Here is a 19,254-nt window from a genome sequence, read left to right on the forward strand (position 1 = left end):
GTGATGGTATGTATCAGGATTATTCACAACTTTTTCAATGGGTCCAATTGACTTTGCAAACACAGGAAAATAGAATTGCCACTCTGGAGCAGACCATTCAAAAACTACAGGATGAAATAAAGCAATTAAAGGATAAGCCTAGCATTAAGGTAGATAAGATTGAATATAAATTCGATCAATTGAAGGTTGAAACTCTTGATGGAACCTTAAACATTGGGCTTAACCCATCAGATTTGGCAGGAATTGAAGATTTTGCTGTTCAAAATCAATCAATAAATTCACCAATACATCCTAAGGCACAAATGCAGCGGTCTATGAAAATAGAAGAATCTATTTATCAGTATTTAGAAACCGACCTGTCAGCACTATTTAAGGAAACCCAAAATCAATTAAATGTAAGTTTAGACGACTCCTATTTAGACTTTATCAAACAAGATATCTTGAAGCAGCTTCCAGCTAGGGTTGATTATCATCTCCAAAATTCTGCAGCTATTCACCGTGAAGGTGAAGGTGAAGGTAATAATGATGAAAGTATTATTGAATTAATTAAACAGGAAATCAGAAAAGGTATTTTAATATTTATTAATCATTTACCGGAGAACGTGAAAGGAATGAATACACACAAATGAACTTTGAAGTATATAATCGTGACCTCCAAGTAGATACCATTCGAATTTTGGGAGTAGCAAGTTCTTCACTCGTATTGGTTGGCGACACTCAAACCATTCAATTGGCCTCCACTTTTGACACTCCTGCAGAATCACTTATTATCGGGCCGTTTGTTCCATTATTTTAGGGAGGCTTAAGAATATGCTTCAGAGAACTTCTGCAGTAAATGCCATTAAAGTGAACTCGGCCTCCTTTGCCACTACCATTCAACTGGGAGATTCCCGTATCATTAATGGATTTTCACGCGCCTTAGCTGTACAACGGGAAGCTGATTTGTTTTATGGCAATGAAGGAAATTTCTCAAAGTATCCTGTTTTTTCAGAACCAATTCCTTTATTGCCCATCAACGAAAAAATAACAATGTCTACTCATAATCCTTTTCCTGTCATAAAGGTCAATCATATTTCTATCCTCGCAATGTCTTCTGCCGCCATCCTTCATGTTGGAAACAGTGAAAATGTCTCTATGGAAGCCAGGGTTAAACATATCCGGCAGCTGTTCCATAAAGATGATGAACAATGACAAATACTTTTGAATACACTATTACATGTTTAGTAAGCTTTAGTGAAGAAAAGGATGTATTAAAATGCCAGCGATAATTGGTCCCGTTCAAATTGTAAATGTAAGTGGTGGAGTTGTACAATTCGGTGATACCGTCTATATCTCTCCAAAAAGTGCTTCAAAGACAAATGCAGGTTCTGGGGGCTTTAATACCGGAGGGATTATTTTCACAGCCAGTGGAATAAGCGGTACCAATGTACTTGACGCTAATTTGCTCGACCAGCCAATCGGAGGAAATAATTAAAAAACGACATAAACCACAGTAGGTTTATGTCGTTTTTTTATTTTTCTAGCTTTAAAATATGAGCCCCGTCAAAGAAGAATAAATATCTTTCATTGACTTTTCGCTTCCAGATTTGTTCCAATGCTTTTGTATATAAATTGATTTGCAATCGGTAGCGCTCTTTGAGTATTGGTTTAGCTTGAATAAATCCACCCTTGTATCGATCAGTGATGCCATCTGATTTAAAGTCAATAAGAACAAGTCCATTCTCATCCTCAAAAACACAGTCGATAATTCCCTGGACAAAAACAGATTCATCTTCATCCTTCCATGCTGGATAAACTTCTGATGCAGGCAATGAAAGAGTAAAGGGTATTTCACGATTAACCACTTTTGCGTTGATAATCCTTTTGCCTAAATCCGACTCAAAAAATTCCACAATAAGCTGGGGATTAATGACCTCCGCCTGCTCAACTGTTAACAGTTCATCATTAACCATCCGTTCTACTTGGGACTCAACCTTCTCTGTCGTAACAGGTTTGGTCAAATCAACATGCTGCATCACCATATGGAGGGCAGTCCCTCTCTCAGCAGGGCTTAAGGACTTTTCCTGCATAAACTTAGGACGTTTTGTGATTGATTTTTTAAACTTACTAAGCAATTCGGTACCACTTTGCTCATCAGACATTTCCCGCTGACGTTTCATTTCTGAAACGGATTGCTTCGAGCGATGTGTCGAGGCATTGGCAAAGGAATATTCCCATGTTAAGCGAGACTTAATTTCATCTCCAAAGGGAGAAGTTATCGGAATCATTTCCTTCATTTCTACCTGTTTTAGTAAGGAGTCTGTCTCCAGTTTCTTAATGACTTCTTGACTTTTTACGTCTTCAGCGCTCATTACTGTCATTTTCCATGCTGAAGGGTGACAGGTAATCTCCGTTGGAACAAGTGGATTTTCAGATTTTCTGAATTCTTGACTATCCTGATGCCGAATAAGCGCTGGCCCAACCCAATCCATATAACAGGCTGCACCTGCTCTTTCATAATCCTTGAGCAGCCAATCTGTATTCGTAGTTACATCATTCCACTGTTCAATTTTTTTATCTGCTTCTTTCACTGTACCAATTAAATAAAGCTTTTCTTTCGCCCGAGTTAGGGCAACATATAGAACGCGCATTTCTTCTGCCAGCATTTCCATTTTCTTTCTGCGCTTAAAAGCAATCTGAGGTAAAGATGGGTAAGAGATTCTTTTTTCTATATTTACATATTTTACAGCTATACCGTACTCTTTATCGAGCATATATGGTTTACGGATATCAGACATATTAAAGTTTCGCGACAATCCTGCAATAAATACGACTGGAAATTCAAGCCCTTTACTGCTATGAATGGTCATAATCCGAACAACATCTTCCTGCTCCCCAAGCGCTCTGGCTGCTCCAAGGTCGTCTCCTCTTTCAATCATTCTCTCAACAAAACGTAAAAAGCGGAATAACCCTCGAAATGAAGTCTGCTCGTATTGCCTTGCCCTGTCGTATAAAGCACGCAAGTTTGCCTGCCGCTGTTTCCCGCCTGGCAGCCCACCTACAAAGTCATAAAACTGTGTATCCCGGTACAGCTGCCAGATTAGTTCTGAAAGTGACCCTTGGCGTGCCATGGAACGCCATTCATCCAAATAATCATAAAAACGCCGGACCTTTTCGTATACCTGTTCGTTTTTTTCTGTAGGTGTGCTCTGACAGAATCTCTTAAGAGACTCCCAAAACGTTCCCTTGTTATGCAGACGAATTTGAGCAAGTTCCTCCTCGTTTAGCCCGACGATTGGAGAGCGTAAGACTGAAGCTAATGGAATATCTTGGAACGGGTTATCTATTACCCGTAACAACGACATCATAATTGCAACCTCAGTTGCTTCAAAATAGCCAGTGGAAAGGTTAGCATAAATCGGGATTCCTTGTTGTTTGAACTCTTCAATTATTTGAGGTGCCCACGTCATGGAACGAAGCAGGATTACCATATCTCGATACATTACTGGACGGGATGATGCTGTTTTTGGATTATAAACTTTTGTTTCATTTTCAATTAATTGTTTAATCTTTGAAGCCATCACCCTAGCTTCTAGCTGCGATTTTTCTAAATCCACCTCATCAAACTCAGAAGGTAGTGTCTCCGTTTCTGGTTCAGCAGCCTCTGATGGCAATTCCTTCCCATCATTAGTTTGATTTATCAACAATAGTTCGATTGGAAATGGTTCATCCTCAGGGTATGGTGCGCCAGGCCGGAGTTCAGCGGCTTCATCGTATTCTATCTCTCCTACTCTTACACCCATGATTTGTTTAAATAGATAGTTCGTCCCTTCAAGAACCTCCTTCCGGCTTCTAAAATTACGTGCAAGATCAATTCGTAATCCAGTCCCATTGCCGTCCTGCCTGAAACGATTATATTTTCCCAAGAATAGATTTGGTTCTGCTAAACGAAACCGATAAATGCTCTGTTTGACGTCACCGACCATGAACAGATTCCCATTGATTTCATCTTCTTTTGCAACAAGCCTTAAGATGGTTTCCTGAACCATATTGACGTCCTGATATTCATCAACAAATACTTCATTAAAATGGTTTCTATAGGCTAATGCAGCTTCTGAGGGGAGAAACACTCCATCTGAGCTGATTTCCACTGTTAAGATGGCTAGACAATAGTGCTCCAAATCTGCATAATCAACCAATCCCTTTTCCCGTTTTGCTTTCTCAAATCGATTAGAAAAAGCAATAACCAAATGGACAAGAGTTTCGATTAGAGGGCGCATTTGGTCCATATCACGTAAATAGCCTTCTGGCTTTCTTAAAAAAAGCTCTTCTTTGATATCCTGGATTTTCTTTTTTGCTTTATCACGTAATTTTTGAGCCTTTTCAGTCAACTCTTTATCAAAGTGGTCCCCCTTCACTTGTTTTGCTCTCGTGAAAGACCATGTCTGCATAGCATTGTAAAGTGCTGACCATGAATCGCGATTTGCCTTGATAAGCATATCAATTACCTTTAGATCATCTAGGAAATTTTCTGCCCTTGGCGCCGGACCGCCTGGAAGCTTTGTTACTTCCAACCCACGCTCTATCATTTCCTTAGCGCCCTCTAGTTGCAGCTGAATATCAAACAACAGTGCTTGTATAAAAGGTAATTCTTCAAGATTTGCTACCTTAGTAGTATCATACATTTCAATCATGGACTGTAAATAATGACTAGGCATAGGGTTCGACCTAGCAAAATCATAAATATCCCGGACAATATCCATTAAAGCAATATCGCTCCGGTCGCTTGTAAAGGAATCAACTAACCGAAAAAATGGCTCATTATCCTTTATTCCATACTCCTCTTCAAACAGCTCATCCATTACTTCATCCCGAATTAGTTGTGCCTCAGTCTCGTCAGCAATTCTAAAACCTGGATCCACATCAATGAGATAATAGTATTTTCGGATAACCTCCATACAAAAGGAGTGCAGGGTCGAAATGGATGCTTTATTTAATAAGCTTAGCTGCTTGCGCAAATGCCTTGATTTTGGTTCTTTATTTATCGCCTTTTCCAATGCCTCGCCAATTCGATGACGCATTTCAGCCGCAGATGCATTCGTAAATGTTACAACTAATAATTCATCGACATCAATCGGGTCATCTTCCGAAAGAATTTTTTGGATAATCCGCTCTACCAAGACAGCCGTTTTACCAGAACCTGCTGCTGCTGCAACAAGGATATCTTTATTTTTCTCCATAATGGCTTTCCATTGGTCTTCCGTCCAGGTTGCACCGGCTGGCTTGGGAGGTATTACAAAATTACTCATTTACACCTGCCTCCTTTCTGATTAATTCAAAGATTGTTTCCTTAGGCTGTGGTGTTAGAATTCGGTAATGATTTTCAATTGACTCGTCAAATTGACAAACAGATTTGTAGGAACAAAATGTACAAGGTGTTTTATCTTTCAGTTTAAAAGGGGCGATTTCAACTTGGCCGTCCACTATAGCATCCCCTGTAGTTTGATAGAGGTTTCGAACATAATTCCTTAGATCATCAAATTCATTTAGGCTTGCTACTTTTGACTTCTTCGTCAGGTTGCCATCTTTTTTAATACCCGCTGAAATAATCTGTGAGTCACCTGACTCAAGACTTTGGTCCATTAGTTTGATGACATCCTGGTCACCGACCATTAAACCGTTCATCTTGAATTTTTTCATGATTTCCTTTTCTATTTCTTCAACGGTTAGCAATTTGTTCGTGCTTATCATCGGGTTGTGAACATGGAAATAAAGGACTCCCGCAGGACTTGCTTTCATTTCTATCAGTTCATCCGAATGCGTAATGACGATATCTAAATAGGTTAACATTTGGAGAGCAAGTCCATAGTATACCTCGTTTAAATTAACATCCTTTTCACTCGATTTATAATCAATGACACGTAAATAGGTATTGTTATTTTCACCTTTTGCCTGATCTACTCTGTCAATACGGCCAGCTAATTCCATTCGTTTTCCATTTTTCAATGAAAACGTTAATGGCGGAAGCTTGCCATTCTTTCCAAAACTCAACTCTAATCCGATAGGCGAGAAGCCACTTACTTTTGCGTGATCACTTAATACTTGAGAAGCCCTTGTAATAATTTGTTCTAATTTACGCTTTATATAATGATGCCGCTCAGAGCTTAGCAGTATTTCATTTTGGAGCTTTGGCGCTAAAGCATTCACTGCCTCCTTAGCAAGATCTTCACATTGCTTACTTGAAAGAGAATCCCAGCTAAGTTTTTGTTCATTTACAAAGTCAGATATATACTTTAAGGCTGCGTGAAATAGCTCACCAATATCAGGGGCTTCCAGACGAAATACTTGGCGTTCACGGAGCTTTAACCCATGTTGTACAAAATGAGAAAAGGCACAGCCATTATACAGTTCCATCCTTGAAACACTTGCTTGAATACTATCACCATACAATTCATCCGCCGTTTCCTTTGATAGCTTGACGGTCTGGTTGGTATAAAAGAGAGAGGAGAATACCTTTTCTGCCCTTGTCTTCCACTCATTTGTGATATAAAAGTTGTATACATCCCACCATAGGTCTGATATGGGATAATTACGTTTTTTCAATTGAAGCTGTGAGGTTAAGAAGGACAGTGTTGTTTTGTGGTTAGTAACAAAGTTTAACTGCTCCTTTTCAGTTAACTCAGCAGGATCTGTACCAAAAAAATGCTCTTCTACTTCAGGATACATGTCTTTCAATCTCTTAATATACGAAGAAGGTATTAATGCTTTTCCCTCATCATTTGCAAGCGGGTAACTGACATAAAGAGCTTCTGAAGGTGTAGTTAGTGCTTTGTAGGCTATAAAGTTCTCATCTAATAAACGTGTCCTACTGCTGGGTGCCACTGTTAAATCAGCAGCTATTAACATTTCACGCTCTTCATCAGATAATATCCCTTCATCAGCAATTTTAGCAGGTAATATTCCCTCATTTATCCCAACAACAAAGGCAGCCCTAATATCTGTTAATCTAGATTTTTCTAAATCTCCGATTATTACCTGATCTAGTGCTGGCGGAATAAGTGAAAAATACAGCGATTCAAACCCTGCTTCTAAAATAGCTGAGAATGACTTTAAAGAAACATTTTCATCCCCTAATATTTCAACATACTGATCTAGAAGATCAATACATGCGTTCCAGACTTGTTCATGCTCACGCATTTTTACAAGATTGCCTTTTTGTTCTGCTTCTATTTTTAAATTTTCTAGCTTTGAAGGAATATCTAATTCTTCTAAATATAAATAGATTGCTTCACAAAGCTTTCTCCCTGAATCTGCTTTTTTCAGCCTTCTAGATAGGCGCAGGATTGGGGCTGATACCATTAGCTTTAATTCATTCAGTTGTTGTTCCATTTCTTTTTCAGCATCTGTTTGGACATTAGCTTCCAATTCTAATCCTTTGAAACGGCGGTACGTCCAACGGTCTTTTTTCGTCCATTTACTCCCTTTAATTCCATATGCGAGGACATAGTTTTCTAACCTATCCATTTTCTCCCGCATTTTATCTGGATTTTCTTGAAGTGGATATAATAATTCTGTTTTAATTACCCTAAACACAGGCTCATATCGCCAAAATGACTGAATGACTTCGAGGGTTGACCTTATTAATTCAATCAGCGGATGATTCAGCATGGTCCTTTTTTGGTCAATAAAATAAGGAATTTGATAATCGGAGAAAACAGGCTCTACGATTTCATGATAATCACTGCCATTTCTAATCAATAGCGCTATGTCCTTGTAGCGAAAATTCTTAGTCCGAACCAACTGGAGAATTTCGCGTGCAATCCCCTCAATTTCTGCTCTACGATTAGCTGCTTGACCAATATGAATATCCGCTTGTCCATAATAAGGGGAAGCTGGCCTAGTATCAAAATGCCTCTCTAAATGACTTAGAGATGGATTATTCCATTTTTGTTGAGAAGATAGAAAGGTTGGATTCTCTATATCAATTCCTTCAGATTTTGCCAATTCTTGAATGGAGTAACTTGCCTCCGTCGACAAGCGAAACAATTCTAATTCATCTGGAGGTGCAGTAATGGAATCTCGATCCGTCGTCATTGTAATCGTCACTCTCGGGCAATGTTTCATTAATTCCTTTATGACTAAGTATTCCTGTGGTGTAAAGTTATAAAAACCATCTATATAAACTTCGGCATCTCTCAAGTAAGCCGATACTGAAATCTTTTCTGAAAGCAAACGAAAATAGTCTTCGGAATCGATGTATTTTCCAAAGACTTCATCTTCAAATTGTCGATAAATAATTTCTAAATCGTTCAGTTTATCCTTCAAGGCTCTTGAAGCTGTTTCACCATTTCCAATGTTCTTTTCAGCCTCTTGTATCAGCTCTTCTGGTGTAACGCAATATCGCTTAAATTCAGTAATCATCTGTTCAACTTGCTGAACAAAACCGTTTTTGTCAGCTGCACGCTGAAATAATCTTAATTGGTCTTTCTTATCTTCAATAATTCTCCGAATGAGCATGCTTATTCCAACACTGCTAAGATGATACCGGCTTATACCGCCGGTCTCCTGCAATATTCTCCAAGCTAATCGTGAGAAACTGTACACTTGTGCACGAATCATTCCACCAAGTATGGGATTCGTCGCCAGTACATACTCTGCCTGAAACGTCATTTGTTCTGGAACAATATAAATAATCGGTGCTCCCTCTGGATTATCCAGCAGCCGGTCTTGTATTTCATTCATACACATTTGAGTTTTACCGCTTCCCGACCTTCCAGTTATCATTCTTAATGACATATTTCTACCCCGCTTTCCGATTACCCCTTATCGTTTCATACACTCATTTTATCACAAAAGGAGCACAAACGTTTGGAACACTTCTCATAGATTTAAACCAGTTATGGTAATTTTTTATATAAAAAAAAGAGACGATATCCATCGTACTCTCAGGTTTCGATTATATTTAGAATTGTACATCCATTTCGTTAAGCGGCCAGTACCGGAGGTCTACTTTTCCAACAACCTGGCTGACAGAGATGAAACCAAAATGCCTGCTGTCCCAGCTGCCTAAGCGGTTATCCCCAAGTACAAATAACTTTCCTTCTGGTACAGTACTTTCTCCTGTAATCTCCTTCAAACTAAAATCACCTGTGAGTTTAATTCCAGGTATTTCCTGCCTATAAACAGATAAAAACGGTTCCTGGTACTTTTGTCCGTTGATATATAATTGATCGTCTCTAAATTCAATTTTGTCCCCTGGAAGGCCGATAACACGTTTCACAAAATCCTCTTTCTCATTGGCATGAAATACAATGACGTCAAAACGACTCAAATCACTAACTTGGTAACCTAGCTTATTGACTACTAATTTGTTTCCATCCTGGAGGGTAGGCATCATGGATTCTCCCTCAACAACATAGTTAGAAAAGAAAAATGTTCGTATAAAAGCAAAAATAATAATTCCAATTGCAAAAGCCTTAATCCATTCAATCCCCTCTTTTTTCCATTCAATATTCATTATTTTTAGCTCCTCCTTTTCTTCAATTCTTTCCCTCTATTTATCTCCTCATTATGGTCATTTTCCATACTCTTATTCAATCTTACTTCAATTCTTTTTCCAACATACCAAAGAATAAAAATAACTAAAAAAACTACTGCTGTGCGGTAAGGCTGAGTAATCAATGAACGAAGATCATATCCTACAAAACTCATGGTGAAAATCATTACCATTTTGCCAATTGCCACGGCAAGCATATACTGGTATATACTGATTTTTGAAAGCGCCGCTACAATATTCACAACCACTGAAGGTGTGAACGGGAAACATAGCAGCAAAAAGAGAGGACCAAAACCGTGACGGTCAACCCAATCCATCAACTTTCTAACCTTTGGATGTTTTGAAAAAAATGAAAATACTCTTTTTTGCCCATATTTTCTTATAAGTAAAAAGAGTAGTAATGCCCCTAAACAAGACCCCAGCCAAGAATATAGAAAACCGAGCCATAGCCCAAAAGCACTTGCATTCGCCATTACAAATAATACCAACGGCAGAAACGGTAAAAATGCTTCAAGCATGGGCAGCACTATCCCTGGAAATGGTCCAAAAGATCGATACTCCTGAATTAAGTCCATGATATTTTCTAGTGTGAACCATGCCTTGATTGCTTCAAAGTCCATATGATTACTCCTTACTTTCATGCTTTGTGTTGTTTAGTTTGCTTACTGAGTTAGGAATTGGTGAAAAGCCTCTTTATTCTCCTCTAAATCTAACTCCAAAACAGCACCTTCCCCTTTTATATTTGCATCTCTATAACCATTCTCAATAGGGATTCTAAAGGTTTCAATACTTCCTCTGTCTTTTCCAAAGAAATCCTTTGCCATAAATAATATATCGCCTGTATCCATATTTGTATTGATATAGGGTTTGACAACCCCTACTAATTTTGGCAGCTTTGGAATTGTTTGAATGCCTGAAAGTTGCTCTCCAATCGCCTGAAGTGCTTGCTGTTGTCGTTGAACTCGGCCAAAATCCCCTATAGCATCATGCCGAAATCGTACAAAGCTAAGCATTTGATCCCCATTTAACTTTTGCAAACCTGGTTCTAGTGGTACATCAACGTATTCTTCCATTCTTTTCTCAACGTTGATTTCTACTCCTTTTGGAAAAGCTTCATCAACCAATTGTACAAAACCTTGAAAGTCAACTATCGCATAATACTGTAAGTCAATATCAAAGTTCTCCTTGATTGTTTTTCTCATAAGCTCTGGCCCTCCACGCATAAAGGCGGAATTGATTTTATGCTTACCCTCACCAGGTATACTTAGATAGATATCTCTCATGATGGAAGTTAATTTATAGCTTCCTTTGTCTTCATTATAATGAGCAATCATGATTGTATCGGCTCGAGATACTTTATCACCTTCTCTTGCATCACTACCTAATAAAAGGATATTGGTGGCCCCATATTGACCCTTTTTCCCTTCAAAGGTGAACACTTTTTCATTTATATTATTTTCTACATTCTCATTATTAATTTTCTCTAAAGATTGATTTACTCCTTGTTTATACTGATAATAAACATAACCTGCACTTGCACCAAATAGGAGCAGCAGAACTAATAATATAGATGTCGATTTTCTTTTTTTCCTTTTATGTTTTTCATATCTCATCGTCGACTCACCCATCTATGTATTATTTTAAATCCCTAATGTACTTTTACATGTGTCTATATATAATTCATTTTCCCCGAGTTAATATCCTTCTATCAAAAACTTTCTCATACAAGTACCAAATTTTGCAAATAAAAAACGCAAGCTTTTTAGCATTGCGTTTTCAACAAGATTTTTGTATGATAAAAAGGAACGTTTGTTCCTATTGCAGAAAGGAGCCAAAGATAGGATGACCAGAATTCCAGAGGATGATCGTAATATAATGGAAAAAGCCATTTATTTGCCAATGGTATTAATTATCTTAAATCGGGATTTGTCTGTTGTGGAGAAGAGTCCATTTAAATTAAAAAAACCTTATATAGCACTAATTGAAGAAACCATGAAAATCATTCAAAGGGAATTAGCAGAAGTTAAACAATATATGAAGAAGAATAACCTCAAAGTAATCGAAACCAAACGGGATGATGCTTTTACCATGTATATGTTTTTATATAAAGGCTATGAAGAGGCTCATAATTACTTTAATCCAAGAATACGCAATAAAGTTCAAGAATTAATGGAGTTTTATTATTTAAAACAGCACCCATCTCAATAAGCTGTTAATGTTTATTCTTAATTTTCTTTTTACCATATTCGAAAGATTCTTCTGAAGCCTCCAGGTTCTTTGGACGCTGCAATAAATAAAATGACTTTCGTTCATTATATTCAATTCTTTGCATTAACTTTGTCCTTAAATACGATGTTCTCTCCAGTTGAGAAGTAATCGAACTGCATGAAACAGGTAATTCAAATGATTGATTATTATTAAAAAGGATTAAAGTTTCTTGAGGATTAATTCGAACCAGTTTTTTTACATGTTCATGCGAAATCCAAATACACTCTTGGCGGTTTGGTGATGTGGTAGGGAAGAAAAAAATGCGGTTGGTGGGATCAATCGCAATCGGAATTTTATGTGCATAACCGACTAACTGTTTTGTACCATTCCGGCGACCTTCATAATCACATCCATAATACTCACAACTATTCTTGATAATATCAAGCGGTTTAAAAGGGGATAAGAATTCATCTTCTACTTCAATGACCTCTGAATAAATTTTACAGCCATATACGATGGGCTTTATGAACATTGTAAATGGGTTAACCTCATATTCTTCAATTTGCTTCAGCTTCAATATTTTCAACTCCATTAGCAATTTTATCCATCATACCATGATTAATTCATGGTTTATTTATTTTTCAGAATTGTTGCGAATATATTCACAAAGTTTTTACAAAAATATATGTCAGAAAATTATAAATATTTATTGATATTATCAGAAAAAATCCATATAATATTAAAAAGCATCTGAGGTGATTTTGATGAATGAGAAATCATACACGGAATTAATGAAACTTGGTGCCATGAAACGTCAACGGAAAGAGAACTTTGTCCAGGATTTATACATTGATATGCTCTTATCAGAAATTCAATTAACGGTTGAAAAAGAAAAACTGCTAAAAAAAATTGATTGTGCCATTGACCATCGGGATAAAAAAGACTTTTACCTTTTATCCAAACAGCTTATAGAGATAAATAAACGCTTTGGGACGTAAAGACACATAAAAAAAAGGAATGAGAAAGGAGAAAACTCTCCTTTTCCATTCCTTTTTTGGTTATTTATTCTTCATTTTTATTTCATATTCTTCGAGCATAGAGATTCGTTCGAGCATAGTAGGGTGACTGTAACGGAAAATCTTCACCAAGAATGGCGGATTGATCTGACTTAAGCCTGAGCGGGTTAGTTCTTGGAAAGAAGTAATGGCAGCGTCAGGGTTCCCGGTCATATTTATTGCATATCTATCTGCCCGTGTTTCCTCATACCGAGAAATTAAATTTGAAAAAGGACTGGCGGTAAACAGTAACATCGAAAGTATCATGAAAAAAAGTGGCAGGGATCGGATATCTTTTGCATCTGGGATTTTTAGTTCTTTTCCAAAACGTGCAATCACCCAATTCATTATTCGATGGGTCAGATATAAACCTAACAGTGAAAGCAATAAATACAAGGCTATTCCAATATAAATATGATTTTCAACATAGTGACAGATTTCATGTGCCATGATAAATAAAATTTGGTCGTCTGATAATTTATTTAAGGTTGTGTCCCATAATACGATTCTTGCATTTGCGCCAATACCAGTTACATAGGCATTTAATGAATTTGTCTCAGCAGACATATTCACTTCAAAGACATGTTCTGCAGGAATTTGAGCTTTGTCTGCTAATTCCAATATCTTTGTTTCTAATTCTTTATTTTTCAAAGGATAAAAGTCATTATATAAAGGATCGATAATTACCGGCTGTAAAAACATCATGAACAGTGTAAAAGGTATCGACAACGCCCAAGCATAGAGCCACCAGCGTTTTACACTTTTTTTCATCAGCCAATATAATACCGGAACAATGATTAGTAACGTTCCATAATTAATCCAAAAATCAATTAGCTCTTCCTTCATCCATAATGCAAAGCTTTGTGTTGAGATATTATACGCTTTAGACAAGGAATAACTAATATAGCTTAAAGGGAATGTCGCTACAAAAGCAAAAAATGAAAGCCATATAAGATAAATAGCAGTTTGCAGAAGCTTATACTTCGACGAACTCTCTGCCCATTTTTTAAATGCCTTCGAAAATCCAAATAATAAAATTAAAAAATAGAAAAGCCATTCAAATGGTGTGGAAAGAAAGAATAACAAATTCCTTATTTTCGAATACTCTTCACTCAACATTAACTCTCTACCATTTAAAAAAGTGGCTGGATCTGCTTTTGTTCCTTGATATTCAAAAGGCAGGCTTGTATCTGCGAAGTGAAATAAATACCAGTAAAAAAATAATCCATATAATATATAGGCTAAAACCGCATAGAATCCCATTTTCCTAACCATGTAATGTGTTGTCCCTCCTTTTTGTACAACCTCCCTATATATAGTTTAGTTAAAAAGATAATATTTAGAACACTAAAAAAAGCCGGATTTACCGACTTAAAGAAAATATGAATATAGGGCAAGGACTGTTATAGATCCTAAAACCACAATAATGACATTTGCCCCTAAGAAAGCTGCAGCAAATGCGGCGGCAGCACCTGCTATTCCATACCATATATCATCCTTTTGCAGCAAAAGAATCGCCGGGAAAATTAATGCACCCAATGTTGCATATGGAACGTTTTTTAGCACCCCTTGGATAAACGGTGGAAGCTCCTTACCTTTAAACAATACGAACGGCAGCATTCTCGGTATATATGTAACTAAACCCATCCCAATAATCATCCAGAGAATTTCACTTTTCATCGTTAACACCCCAATGCTTTGCCTTCACCATTTCAATCAGCTCCATCAAAACAGCAGACAGAATCGTTGAAACCACAATTGACCATCCTTGTGCCATCACGCCGCCCAGCGTAAAAATCGAATTAAAGATTGCGGCAAGTACTGCTAGAAATAACACCTTACTGCTTTTTTTCAAAGATGGTACTAAGAGTCCCACAAACATCGCATAGAGGGCAATTCCCATACTTTCTTGTAATGTTTGAGGAAGACTTGCCCCTATCAAATGACCAACCCCAGTAAATATAACCCAGCTCGAATACGCCAACAAATTTAAACCTAACATGAACCCAGTCGTCGCAGTCCCATCTTTGGTCGCTGCGACTGAAAATGTTTCGTCCGTTATTCCAAAGGAATATAGCATTTTATTCCCTAGAGTGTCATCTTCACATTTCTCATTTAAAGTTGTCGACATTAGAAAATGGCGAATATTTACGATAAAGGTTGTTAAAACAATTTCAACTATCCCAGTCCCATAGGCTATCAGACTTAATGAAATATATTGTGAAGCGCCTGCAAATACAATCATACTCATTAATACAGATTCATATATAGATAGTCCCGTTGTTTTAGCAAGGAGACCAAAAGTCAATGCAATGGGAAAATAGCCAATCCCAATGCTTATCCCTGCCTGCAGGCCCTTTTTAAATTCAGATGATTCCTTCCCGATAGCAACCTCCGACAACTTAATCCCCTTCTCTCCGTATGTTCAAAAATAAATTTTATCAAATTTTCAAATAGAATGAAATAAAAAAACATGGCTAGGATTCAGCCATGTTTTATTTCTAATATCCAGTATGATTTTATACGGTCTGAGTAATTTGAGTTTTTAAAGCTCTTCGCAAGATTTTACCAGTTGTGTTTTTAGGAAGTTCTTCTAAGAACTCAATTGAAGAAGGAACTTTATACTTCGCTAAATGCTCCCTGCAATATTCTAGGAATTGCTCTTCGGTTGTGTTCGGATTCTTACTCACAACATAGCATTTCACGGATTCACCGAATTCTGAATCTGGTTCCCCGAGTACAGCCACTTCCACAACATCAGGATGGTTATAGAGGACTTCTTCAACCTCACGAGGATAAACATTATACCCGCCAACAATAATCAAATCTTTCTTTCTATCAACGATATAGAAATAGCCCTCATCATCCATTCTTGCCAAGTCCCCTGTATAGAGCCAGCCATCACGTAAGGCTGCGGCTGTTTCTTCTGGCATTTTATAATAGCCTTTCATGACATTTGGGCCAGAAACAATTAACTCACCAACTTCTCCAACAGGAAGCTCCTCTCCTAGTTCATTGACTATTTTGTTTTCCACATGAAGAATGGACGTTCCAATAGATCCAGCCTTACGCGGGCGATCCAGTGGGTTAAAACAGGTAACCGGCGAGGCCTCTGACAAACCATACCCCTCTGATACAGTGACATTAAATTTCTTTTCAAAATTATTAAGCAGTGCAACAGGTAAGGAGGCACCTCCAGAAATACATAACCTTAATGTTTTGAAATCCTCTGGGTTAGCTTCTGGATATTGAAAAAGGAAATTATACATGGTCGGTACTCCAGCAAAAACAGTTGCTTCATACTCTCTTGCCAAATCAAATATTTCCTTTGGACTAAATCTAGGCGCAATCAATAAGGTTGCTCCACTTAACAATGGTGCATTTAAAGCTACCGTCAAGCAGAATACATGGAACATAGGAAGAGTCGTGATGACTCGGTCTTGATTGTTCATCCTTAAATAATCACCGACATCACTGGCATTGCTGAATAGATTTTTGTGCGTAAGCATTGCACCCTTTGGTTTCCCTGTGGTTCCAGAGGTATATAGAATAATGGCGGTATCATCATCCTGCAAATCAGGTCCTTCAAAGGAGAGGTCACCTGAAGCAACGACATTTGTAAACGATTTCATTTTAGGGTAAAGGGTAAGTGATTCAATATTATGCTTAGCAATTCCATTATCACTAGTTTCACAGAATATAAAATTCTCAACCTTAGGCAATAGAGGATGTACTTTTTCAGCTAACAGGATGGCCATATCCAGTGCGACAACAAGCTTTACGTCACCGTTATTTACTATATATCCAATTTCATCTGGTGTGTAAATTGGATTAACGGGAATCACTGTAGCTCCTAACCGTAATGCACCATATAATCCAATAATAAAATGCGGTGAGTTACCAAGTAATAAAGCAATATGGTTTCCTTGCTTTACTCCTAATTTTTCTAACCCAGAAGCAAACTTTGTAATCGCCCCATCCAATTCAGCATATGTAGTTCCTTGGCCCATAAAATAATAAGCAGTTTTGCTGGCTGACTCTCTTGCAGTTTCCTGAAGTTTTGATGATAAATTCATAATTTCCCTCCCCTTGTGAATGAATGTTCATTCACTTAATAATAACAATTTTCTAAATATATTATATTTAAAGGAATTTAAGTATACAAGCCTAAAGTTCCAAAAAGATACAAATTTCTACTTCCTCACCTCGCATAACAGACAACGCTGTTTTAACATAAGAAAAAGCCCTACAACTGTTATTTCCGAAATAATAACGGTTAGGGCTTTTCAAAACATTTGCATTATTTTTTTTGTACTTCATTTATGGGATACTATTTTCATATAAAAGATATTTACAATAAGGAATAAGGCGTTTGGCAACGTCAAATTCCCTATTTTTTGAACCTGGTCTCCAATTGACTTCAAATAACCACAGCCCTTGGTTTGCATCAATACCAGCATCTATACCAAGCTCATCAAAGGAATGTTCATATAACGTATCAAAATGAGCAGAAAAGGTTAAAGCAAAGTCCTCAAGTCTTTCTTTTACCTTTTTCGCATCCTCATCAAATTCATCTTCTAAAAAGGAGGCTAATTCTCCTCGGTAGCCGCCACTACTAATATTACTTATCATTTTTGCATTTCCACTTATTCGAGGATATATTAAGGTGATTTCCCATTTCCCTTTACCATTCTTTTGAACATGTAATCTAAAATCATAAGTAAGACCATTTTTTGTTTTACATTCGATGAAAGGCTGCATCAGAAACTTTTGTGCCGTAATAATTGGCTGAAAGTATCTGCTAAGTTCTTCCTCATTCATGTTCATGATGGTGAATCCTTCTGTTACTTTATACTGTGCCTCCGTTTTGTCGATAAAAAACACCTTTTTCCCATGATTTCCAGATAAAGGTTTTATTACGGCTCTCGGTTGATTTTTTAGAAATGAAATAATTTCTTCTGGCTTGAGTAGAGTAGTGGAGGGAATTAGATAAGAGGCAAACACTTTTGCTTTTTTTACCTTTTTATAGACTTTCATTTTGTTCCCTACAGGAAAGCTTGTAAAAATGGCATGTTTTTTTAACTTCTTTAATATTCTAGACTGGTTCTCTGTTTTTGGATTACAGCTGTTTATCACAACAGCAGGGAAATCAAATTGTTTTTGAATCCATTTCCCTTCCTCGTACATCCACCCATTAATCTTCATATTGTCAAAATCCACATTATTAAATGAAAAGTAAAAAAAGTGAACACCCTCCATTTTCGCAACAGCTGCAAAGGGATACGCCTTTTTCACATCTACAGGATTTTTCCGGAAGTGGAGCATACCGATACCTTGCAAATAAATCACATCCCATTGAGAGTCTTCATAAAATTAATCCTCATCAATCTTGGAATCAATAAGATACCGTGCATAACTGATTGGTGTTGTATATGTTGCTTTCCATACGTCATACATTTGAGCCTTTTCAAATAATATTCGAAAAGCACGGCCATTACATTCAATAAACATGGGAAAACCTTCATTGGTTAAACCAATATCCAGCCCAACATCTGCTAGGTTAGGGAAATACTTATTTAATTCAGATACCGCTTTTATTGATAAGTCTTCAATAGATTGATAGACTGCGTTGAAATCCCAGTCAGAGTAATTGCTTAATAATTCAGTCAGCGTTTTACAGGTACCACCTTTTGCAGCATTGGTTACATAATTCCCCTTTTTTGCCACCTTACCAACCACACCTGTTACCTGCCACTCTCCTAATCCATTTTTTTGGACAGAAACACGTAAATCAAAAGGGTTTCCTTGAAACTGCGCAAGCTGAATTCGTTCCTGAATAATGTAATTTTTGTTTGAAACCTTCTTACGAATAATTTCTGGCCAATCGTTAGCAAATGCCTCTCTCCGCTGGTTATAATAAACTTCCCAAAGTTCACTATCTCTTTTTTCCACCATAACGACCCCGCTGCCTAGACTTCCGCTATTTGGCTTAATCATTAGCTGTTTATGCTTCTTTAGCATTTCTGTGAAATTCAACGAACTTGCTCGTTTCGTTTCAGGCAAATGGGGCCGCAATTCTTCATTTTTCATTAATATTTCTTGAACATCCCATTTTCCATAACGATTCCTATCATTAAAAATTATAACCCCCAATTTTTGAAGATTTTTTAGCTTTATCTTTAAATCCTTTCTAAAATAAAGGCCACGATTATGAATAACTTTGGGGATGGTAATAACTTTTAATTCATATTTTCCCATAACACCTTTTACTAACGCATTAATTTGACCTGTCTCAAGCGATATATCTTTTATCCTAAATATGCAAGGACTAAGCCCATATTGCCTACAGGCTTCTTCATAAAAACCGACTTCCTCAAGATAAGATCTGTTATTCTTAATTCCACTGTATATCAACCCACTTACTAATATTCCAACAGTTGGAGTATTCATTTTTCT

At 37.2% G+C, this 19,254-nt stretch carries 18 protein-coding genes; 6 read left to right on the plus strand and 12 right to left on the minus strand.

The window, feature by feature from the left end; all coding sequences use genetic code 11:
- Positions 1-8: 8 nt before the first annotated feature.
- The 4 genes from gerPC (at position 9) to M3189_RS02900 (ending at position 1,474) form a co-directional block, all read left to right on the plus strand.
- Positions 9-629 carry a spore germination protein GerPC gene (gene gerPC, locus M3189_RS02885; RefSeq protein ID WP_251631737.1) on the plus strand — a complete coding sequence of 207 codons (621 nt, stop codon included), beginning with the start codon at positions 9-11 and terminating at the stop codon, positions 627-629.
- Entirely contained in the window at positions 626-796 is a 171-nt protein-coding gene (locus M3189_RS02890; RefSeq protein WP_251631739.1) for a spore gernimation protein GerPD, read from the plus strand. The genes gerPC and M3189_RS02890 overlap by 4 nt, the downstream gene beginning before the upstream one ends.
- Positions 797-810: 14 nt before the next feature.
- The gene (locus M3189_RS02895) at positions 811-1,191 is read left to right on the plus strand and encodes a spore germination protein GerPE (RefSeq protein WP_251631740.1); all 381 of its coding nucleotides are present in this window, start codon (positions 811-813) and stop codon (positions 1,189-1,191) included.
- Between the two features lie 64 nt (positions 1,192-1,255).
- On the plus strand, positions 1,256-1,474 hold the full coding sequence (locus M3189_RS02900; protein WP_251631743.1) for a spore germination protein: 219 nt from the start codon (positions 1,256-1,258) through the stop codon (positions 1,472-1,474).
- 37 nt (positions 1,475-1,511) lie between these two features.
- On the opposite strand, the gene addA is transcribed toward M3189_RS02900, so the two are convergent.
- The 5 genes from addA to M3189_RS02925 all read right to left on the minus strand — a co-directional run bounded on the left by addA (position 1,512) and on the right by M3189_RS02925 (position 11,148).
- Positions 1,512-5,288 carry a helicase-exonuclease AddAB subunit AddA gene (gene addA, locus M3189_RS02905; RefSeq protein ID WP_251631744.1) on the minus strand — a complete coding sequence of 1,259 codons (3,777 nt, stop codon included), beginning with the start codon at positions 5,286-5,288 and terminating at the stop codon, positions 1,512-1,514.
- Complete coding sequence (addB, locus tag M3189_RS02910) at positions 5,281-8,775, minus strand: helicase-exonuclease AddAB subunit AddB (RefSeq protein ID WP_251631747.1); 3,495 nt, start codon at positions 8,773-8,775, stop codon at positions 5,281-5,283. The genes addA and addB overlap by 8 nt, the downstream gene beginning before the upstream one ends.
- Before the next feature lie 166 nt (positions 8,776-8,941).
- Positions 8,942-9,496 carry a signal peptidase I gene (gene lepB / locus M3189_RS02915; protein ID WP_251631755.1) on the minus strand — a complete coding sequence of 185 codons (555 nt, stop codon included), beginning with the start codon at positions 9,494-9,496 and terminating at the stop codon, positions 8,942-8,944.
- Positions 9,497-9,501: 5 nt separating this feature from the next.
- Complete coding sequence (locus tag M3189_RS02920) at positions 9,502-10,155, minus strand: TVP38/TMEM64 family protein (RefSeq protein ID WP_251631756.1); 654 nt, start codon at positions 10,153-10,155, stop codon at positions 9,502-9,504.
- A gap of 42 nt (positions 10,156-10,197) precedes the next feature.
- The gene (locus M3189_RS02925; RefSeq protein WP_251631764.1) at positions 10,198-11,148 is read right to left on the minus strand and encodes an LCP family protein; all 951 of its coding nucleotides are present in this window, start codon (positions 11,146-11,148) and stop codon (positions 10,198-10,200) included.
- 229 nt (positions 11,149-11,377) lie between these two features.
- Here M3189_RS02925 and M3189_RS02930 point away from each other — a divergent pair, with 229 nt between their 5' ends.
- Positions 11,378-11,743 (plus strand): hypothetical protein, encoded by a 366-nt coding sequence (locus M3189_RS02930; protein ID WP_251631766.1) that lies wholly within the window; start codon positions 11,378-11,380, stop codon positions 11,741-11,743.
- A gap of 4 nt (positions 11,744-11,747) precedes the next feature.
- On the opposite strand, the gene M3189_RS02935 is transcribed toward M3189_RS02930, so the two are convergent.
- Entirely contained in the window at positions 11,748-12,320 is a 573-nt protein-coding gene (locus M3189_RS02935) for a competence protein ComK (protein WP_251631768.1), read from the minus strand.
- 187 nt (positions 12,321-12,507) lie between these two features.
- On the opposite strand from M3189_RS02935, the gene M3189_RS02940 reads away from it, so the two are divergent.
- On the plus strand, positions 12,508-12,741 hold the full coding sequence (locus M3189_RS02940; RefSeq protein ID WP_095248569.1) for an IDEAL domain-containing protein: 234 nt from the start codon (positions 12,508-12,510) through the stop codon (positions 12,739-12,741).
- Positions 12,742-12,801: 60 nt separating this feature from the next.
- Here M3189_RS02940 and M3189_RS02945 read toward each other — a convergent pair whose 3' ends face one another.
- The 6 genes from M3189_RS02945 to M3189_RS02970 all read right to left on the minus strand — a co-directional run bounded on the left by M3189_RS02945 (position 12,802) and on the right by M3189_RS02970 (position 19,248).
- A complete protein-coding gene (locus M3189_RS02945) occupies positions 12,802-14,073 on the minus strand; it encodes a M48 family metallopeptidase (protein ID WP_251631769.1) in 1,272 nt (423 codons plus the stop codon).
- Between the two features lie 96 nt (positions 14,074-14,169).
- A complete protein-coding gene (locus M3189_RS02950; RefSeq protein ID WP_179158275.1) occupies positions 14,170-14,478 on the minus strand; it encodes an AzlD domain-containing protein in 309 nt (102 codons plus the stop codon).
- The gene (locus M3189_RS02955) at positions 14,468-15,199 is read right to left on the minus strand and encodes an AzlC family ABC transporter permease (protein ID WP_251631771.1); all 732 of its coding nucleotides are present in this window, start codon (positions 15,197-15,199) and stop codon (positions 14,468-14,470) included. Before M3189_RS02955 ends, M3189_RS02950 begins: the two co-directional genes overlap by 11 nt.
- Positions 15,200-15,317: 118 nt before the next feature.
- Positions 15,318-16,874, minus strand: a complete 1,557-nt coding sequence (locus M3189_RS02960; RefSeq protein ID WP_251631772.1) for a fatty acid--CoA ligase family protein — start codon at positions 16,872-16,874, stop codon at positions 15,318-15,320.
- Between the two features lie 244 nt (positions 16,875-17,118).
- On the minus strand, positions 17,119-18,138 hold the full coding sequence (locus tag M3189_RS02965) for a YheC/YheD family protein (protein WP_251631773.1): 1,020 nt from the start codon (positions 18,136-18,138) through the stop codon (positions 17,119-17,121).
- A gap of 33 nt (positions 18,139-18,171) precedes the next feature.
- Positions 18,172-19,248 carry a YheC/YheD family protein gene (locus M3189_RS02970; RefSeq protein WP_251631774.1) on the minus strand — a complete coding sequence of 359 codons (1,077 nt, stop codon included), beginning with the start codon at positions 19,246-19,248 and terminating at the stop codon, positions 18,172-18,174.
- Between the last annotated feature and the right edge of the window lie 6 nt (positions 19,249-19,254).

Source organism: Neobacillus niacini, from assembly GCF_023715415.1.
Taxonomy (GTDB): domain Bacteria; phylum Bacillota; class Bacilli; order Bacillales; family Cytobacillaceae; genus Neobacillus; species Neobacillus niacini_C.

Bases quoted from the DNA above. Each gene is read 5' to 3' on its own strand.
- gerPC (WP_251631737.1), top strand. From the start codon at position 9: ATGTATCAGGATTATTCACAACTTTTTCAATGGGTCCAATTGACTTTG.
- M3189_RS02890 (WP_251631739.1), top strand. From the start codon at position 626: ATGAACTTTGAAGTATATAATCGTGACCTCCAAGTAGATACCATTCGA.
- M3189_RS02895 (WP_251631740.1), top strand. From the start codon at position 811: ATGCTTCAGAGAACTTCTGCAGTAAATGCCATTAAAGTGAACTCGGCC.
- M3189_RS02900 (WP_251631743.1), top strand. From the start codon at position 1,256: ATGCCAGCGATAATTGGTCCCGTTCAAATTGTAAATGTAAGTGGTGGA.
- addA (WP_251631744.1), bottom strand. From the start codon at position 5,288: ATGAGTAATTTTGTAATACCTCCCAAGCCAGCCGGTGCAACCTGGACG.
- addB (WP_251631747.1), bottom strand. From the start codon at position 8,775: ATGTCATTAAGAATGATAACTGGAAGGTCGGGAAGCGGTAAAACTCAA.
- lepB (WP_251631755.1), bottom strand. From the start codon at position 9,496: ATGAATATTGAATGGAAAAAAGAGGGGATTGAATGGATTAAGGCTTTT.
- M3189_RS02920 (WP_251631756.1), bottom strand. From the start codon at position 10,155: ATGGACTTTGAAGCAATCAAGGCATGGTTCACACTAGAAAATATCATG.
- M3189_RS02925 (WP_251631764.1), bottom strand. From the start codon at position 11,148: ATGAGATATGAAAAACATAAAAGGAAAAAAAGAAAATCGACATCTATA.
- M3189_RS02930 (WP_251631766.1), top strand. From the start codon at position 11,378: ATGACCAGAATTCCAGAGGATGATCGTAATATAATGGAAAAAGCCATT.
- M3189_RS02940 (WP_095248569.1), top strand. From the start codon at position 12,508: ATGAATGAGAAATCATACACGGAATTAATGAAACTTGGTGCCATGAAA.
- M3189_RS02945 (WP_251631769.1), bottom strand. From the start codon at position 14,073: ATGGTTAGGAAAATGGGATTCTATGCGGTTTTAGCCTATATATTATAT.
- M3189_RS02950 (WP_179158275.1), bottom strand. From the start codon at position 14,478: ATGAAAAGTGAAATTCTCTGGATGATTATTGGGATGGGTTTAGTTACA.
- M3189_RS02960 (WP_251631772.1), bottom strand. From the start codon at position 16,874: ATGAATTTATCATCAAAACTTCAGGAAACTGCAAGAGAGTCAGCCAGC.
- M3189_RS02970 (WP_251631774.1), bottom strand. From the start codon at position 19,248: ATGAATACTCCAACTGTTGGAATATTAGTAAGTGGGTTGATATACAGT.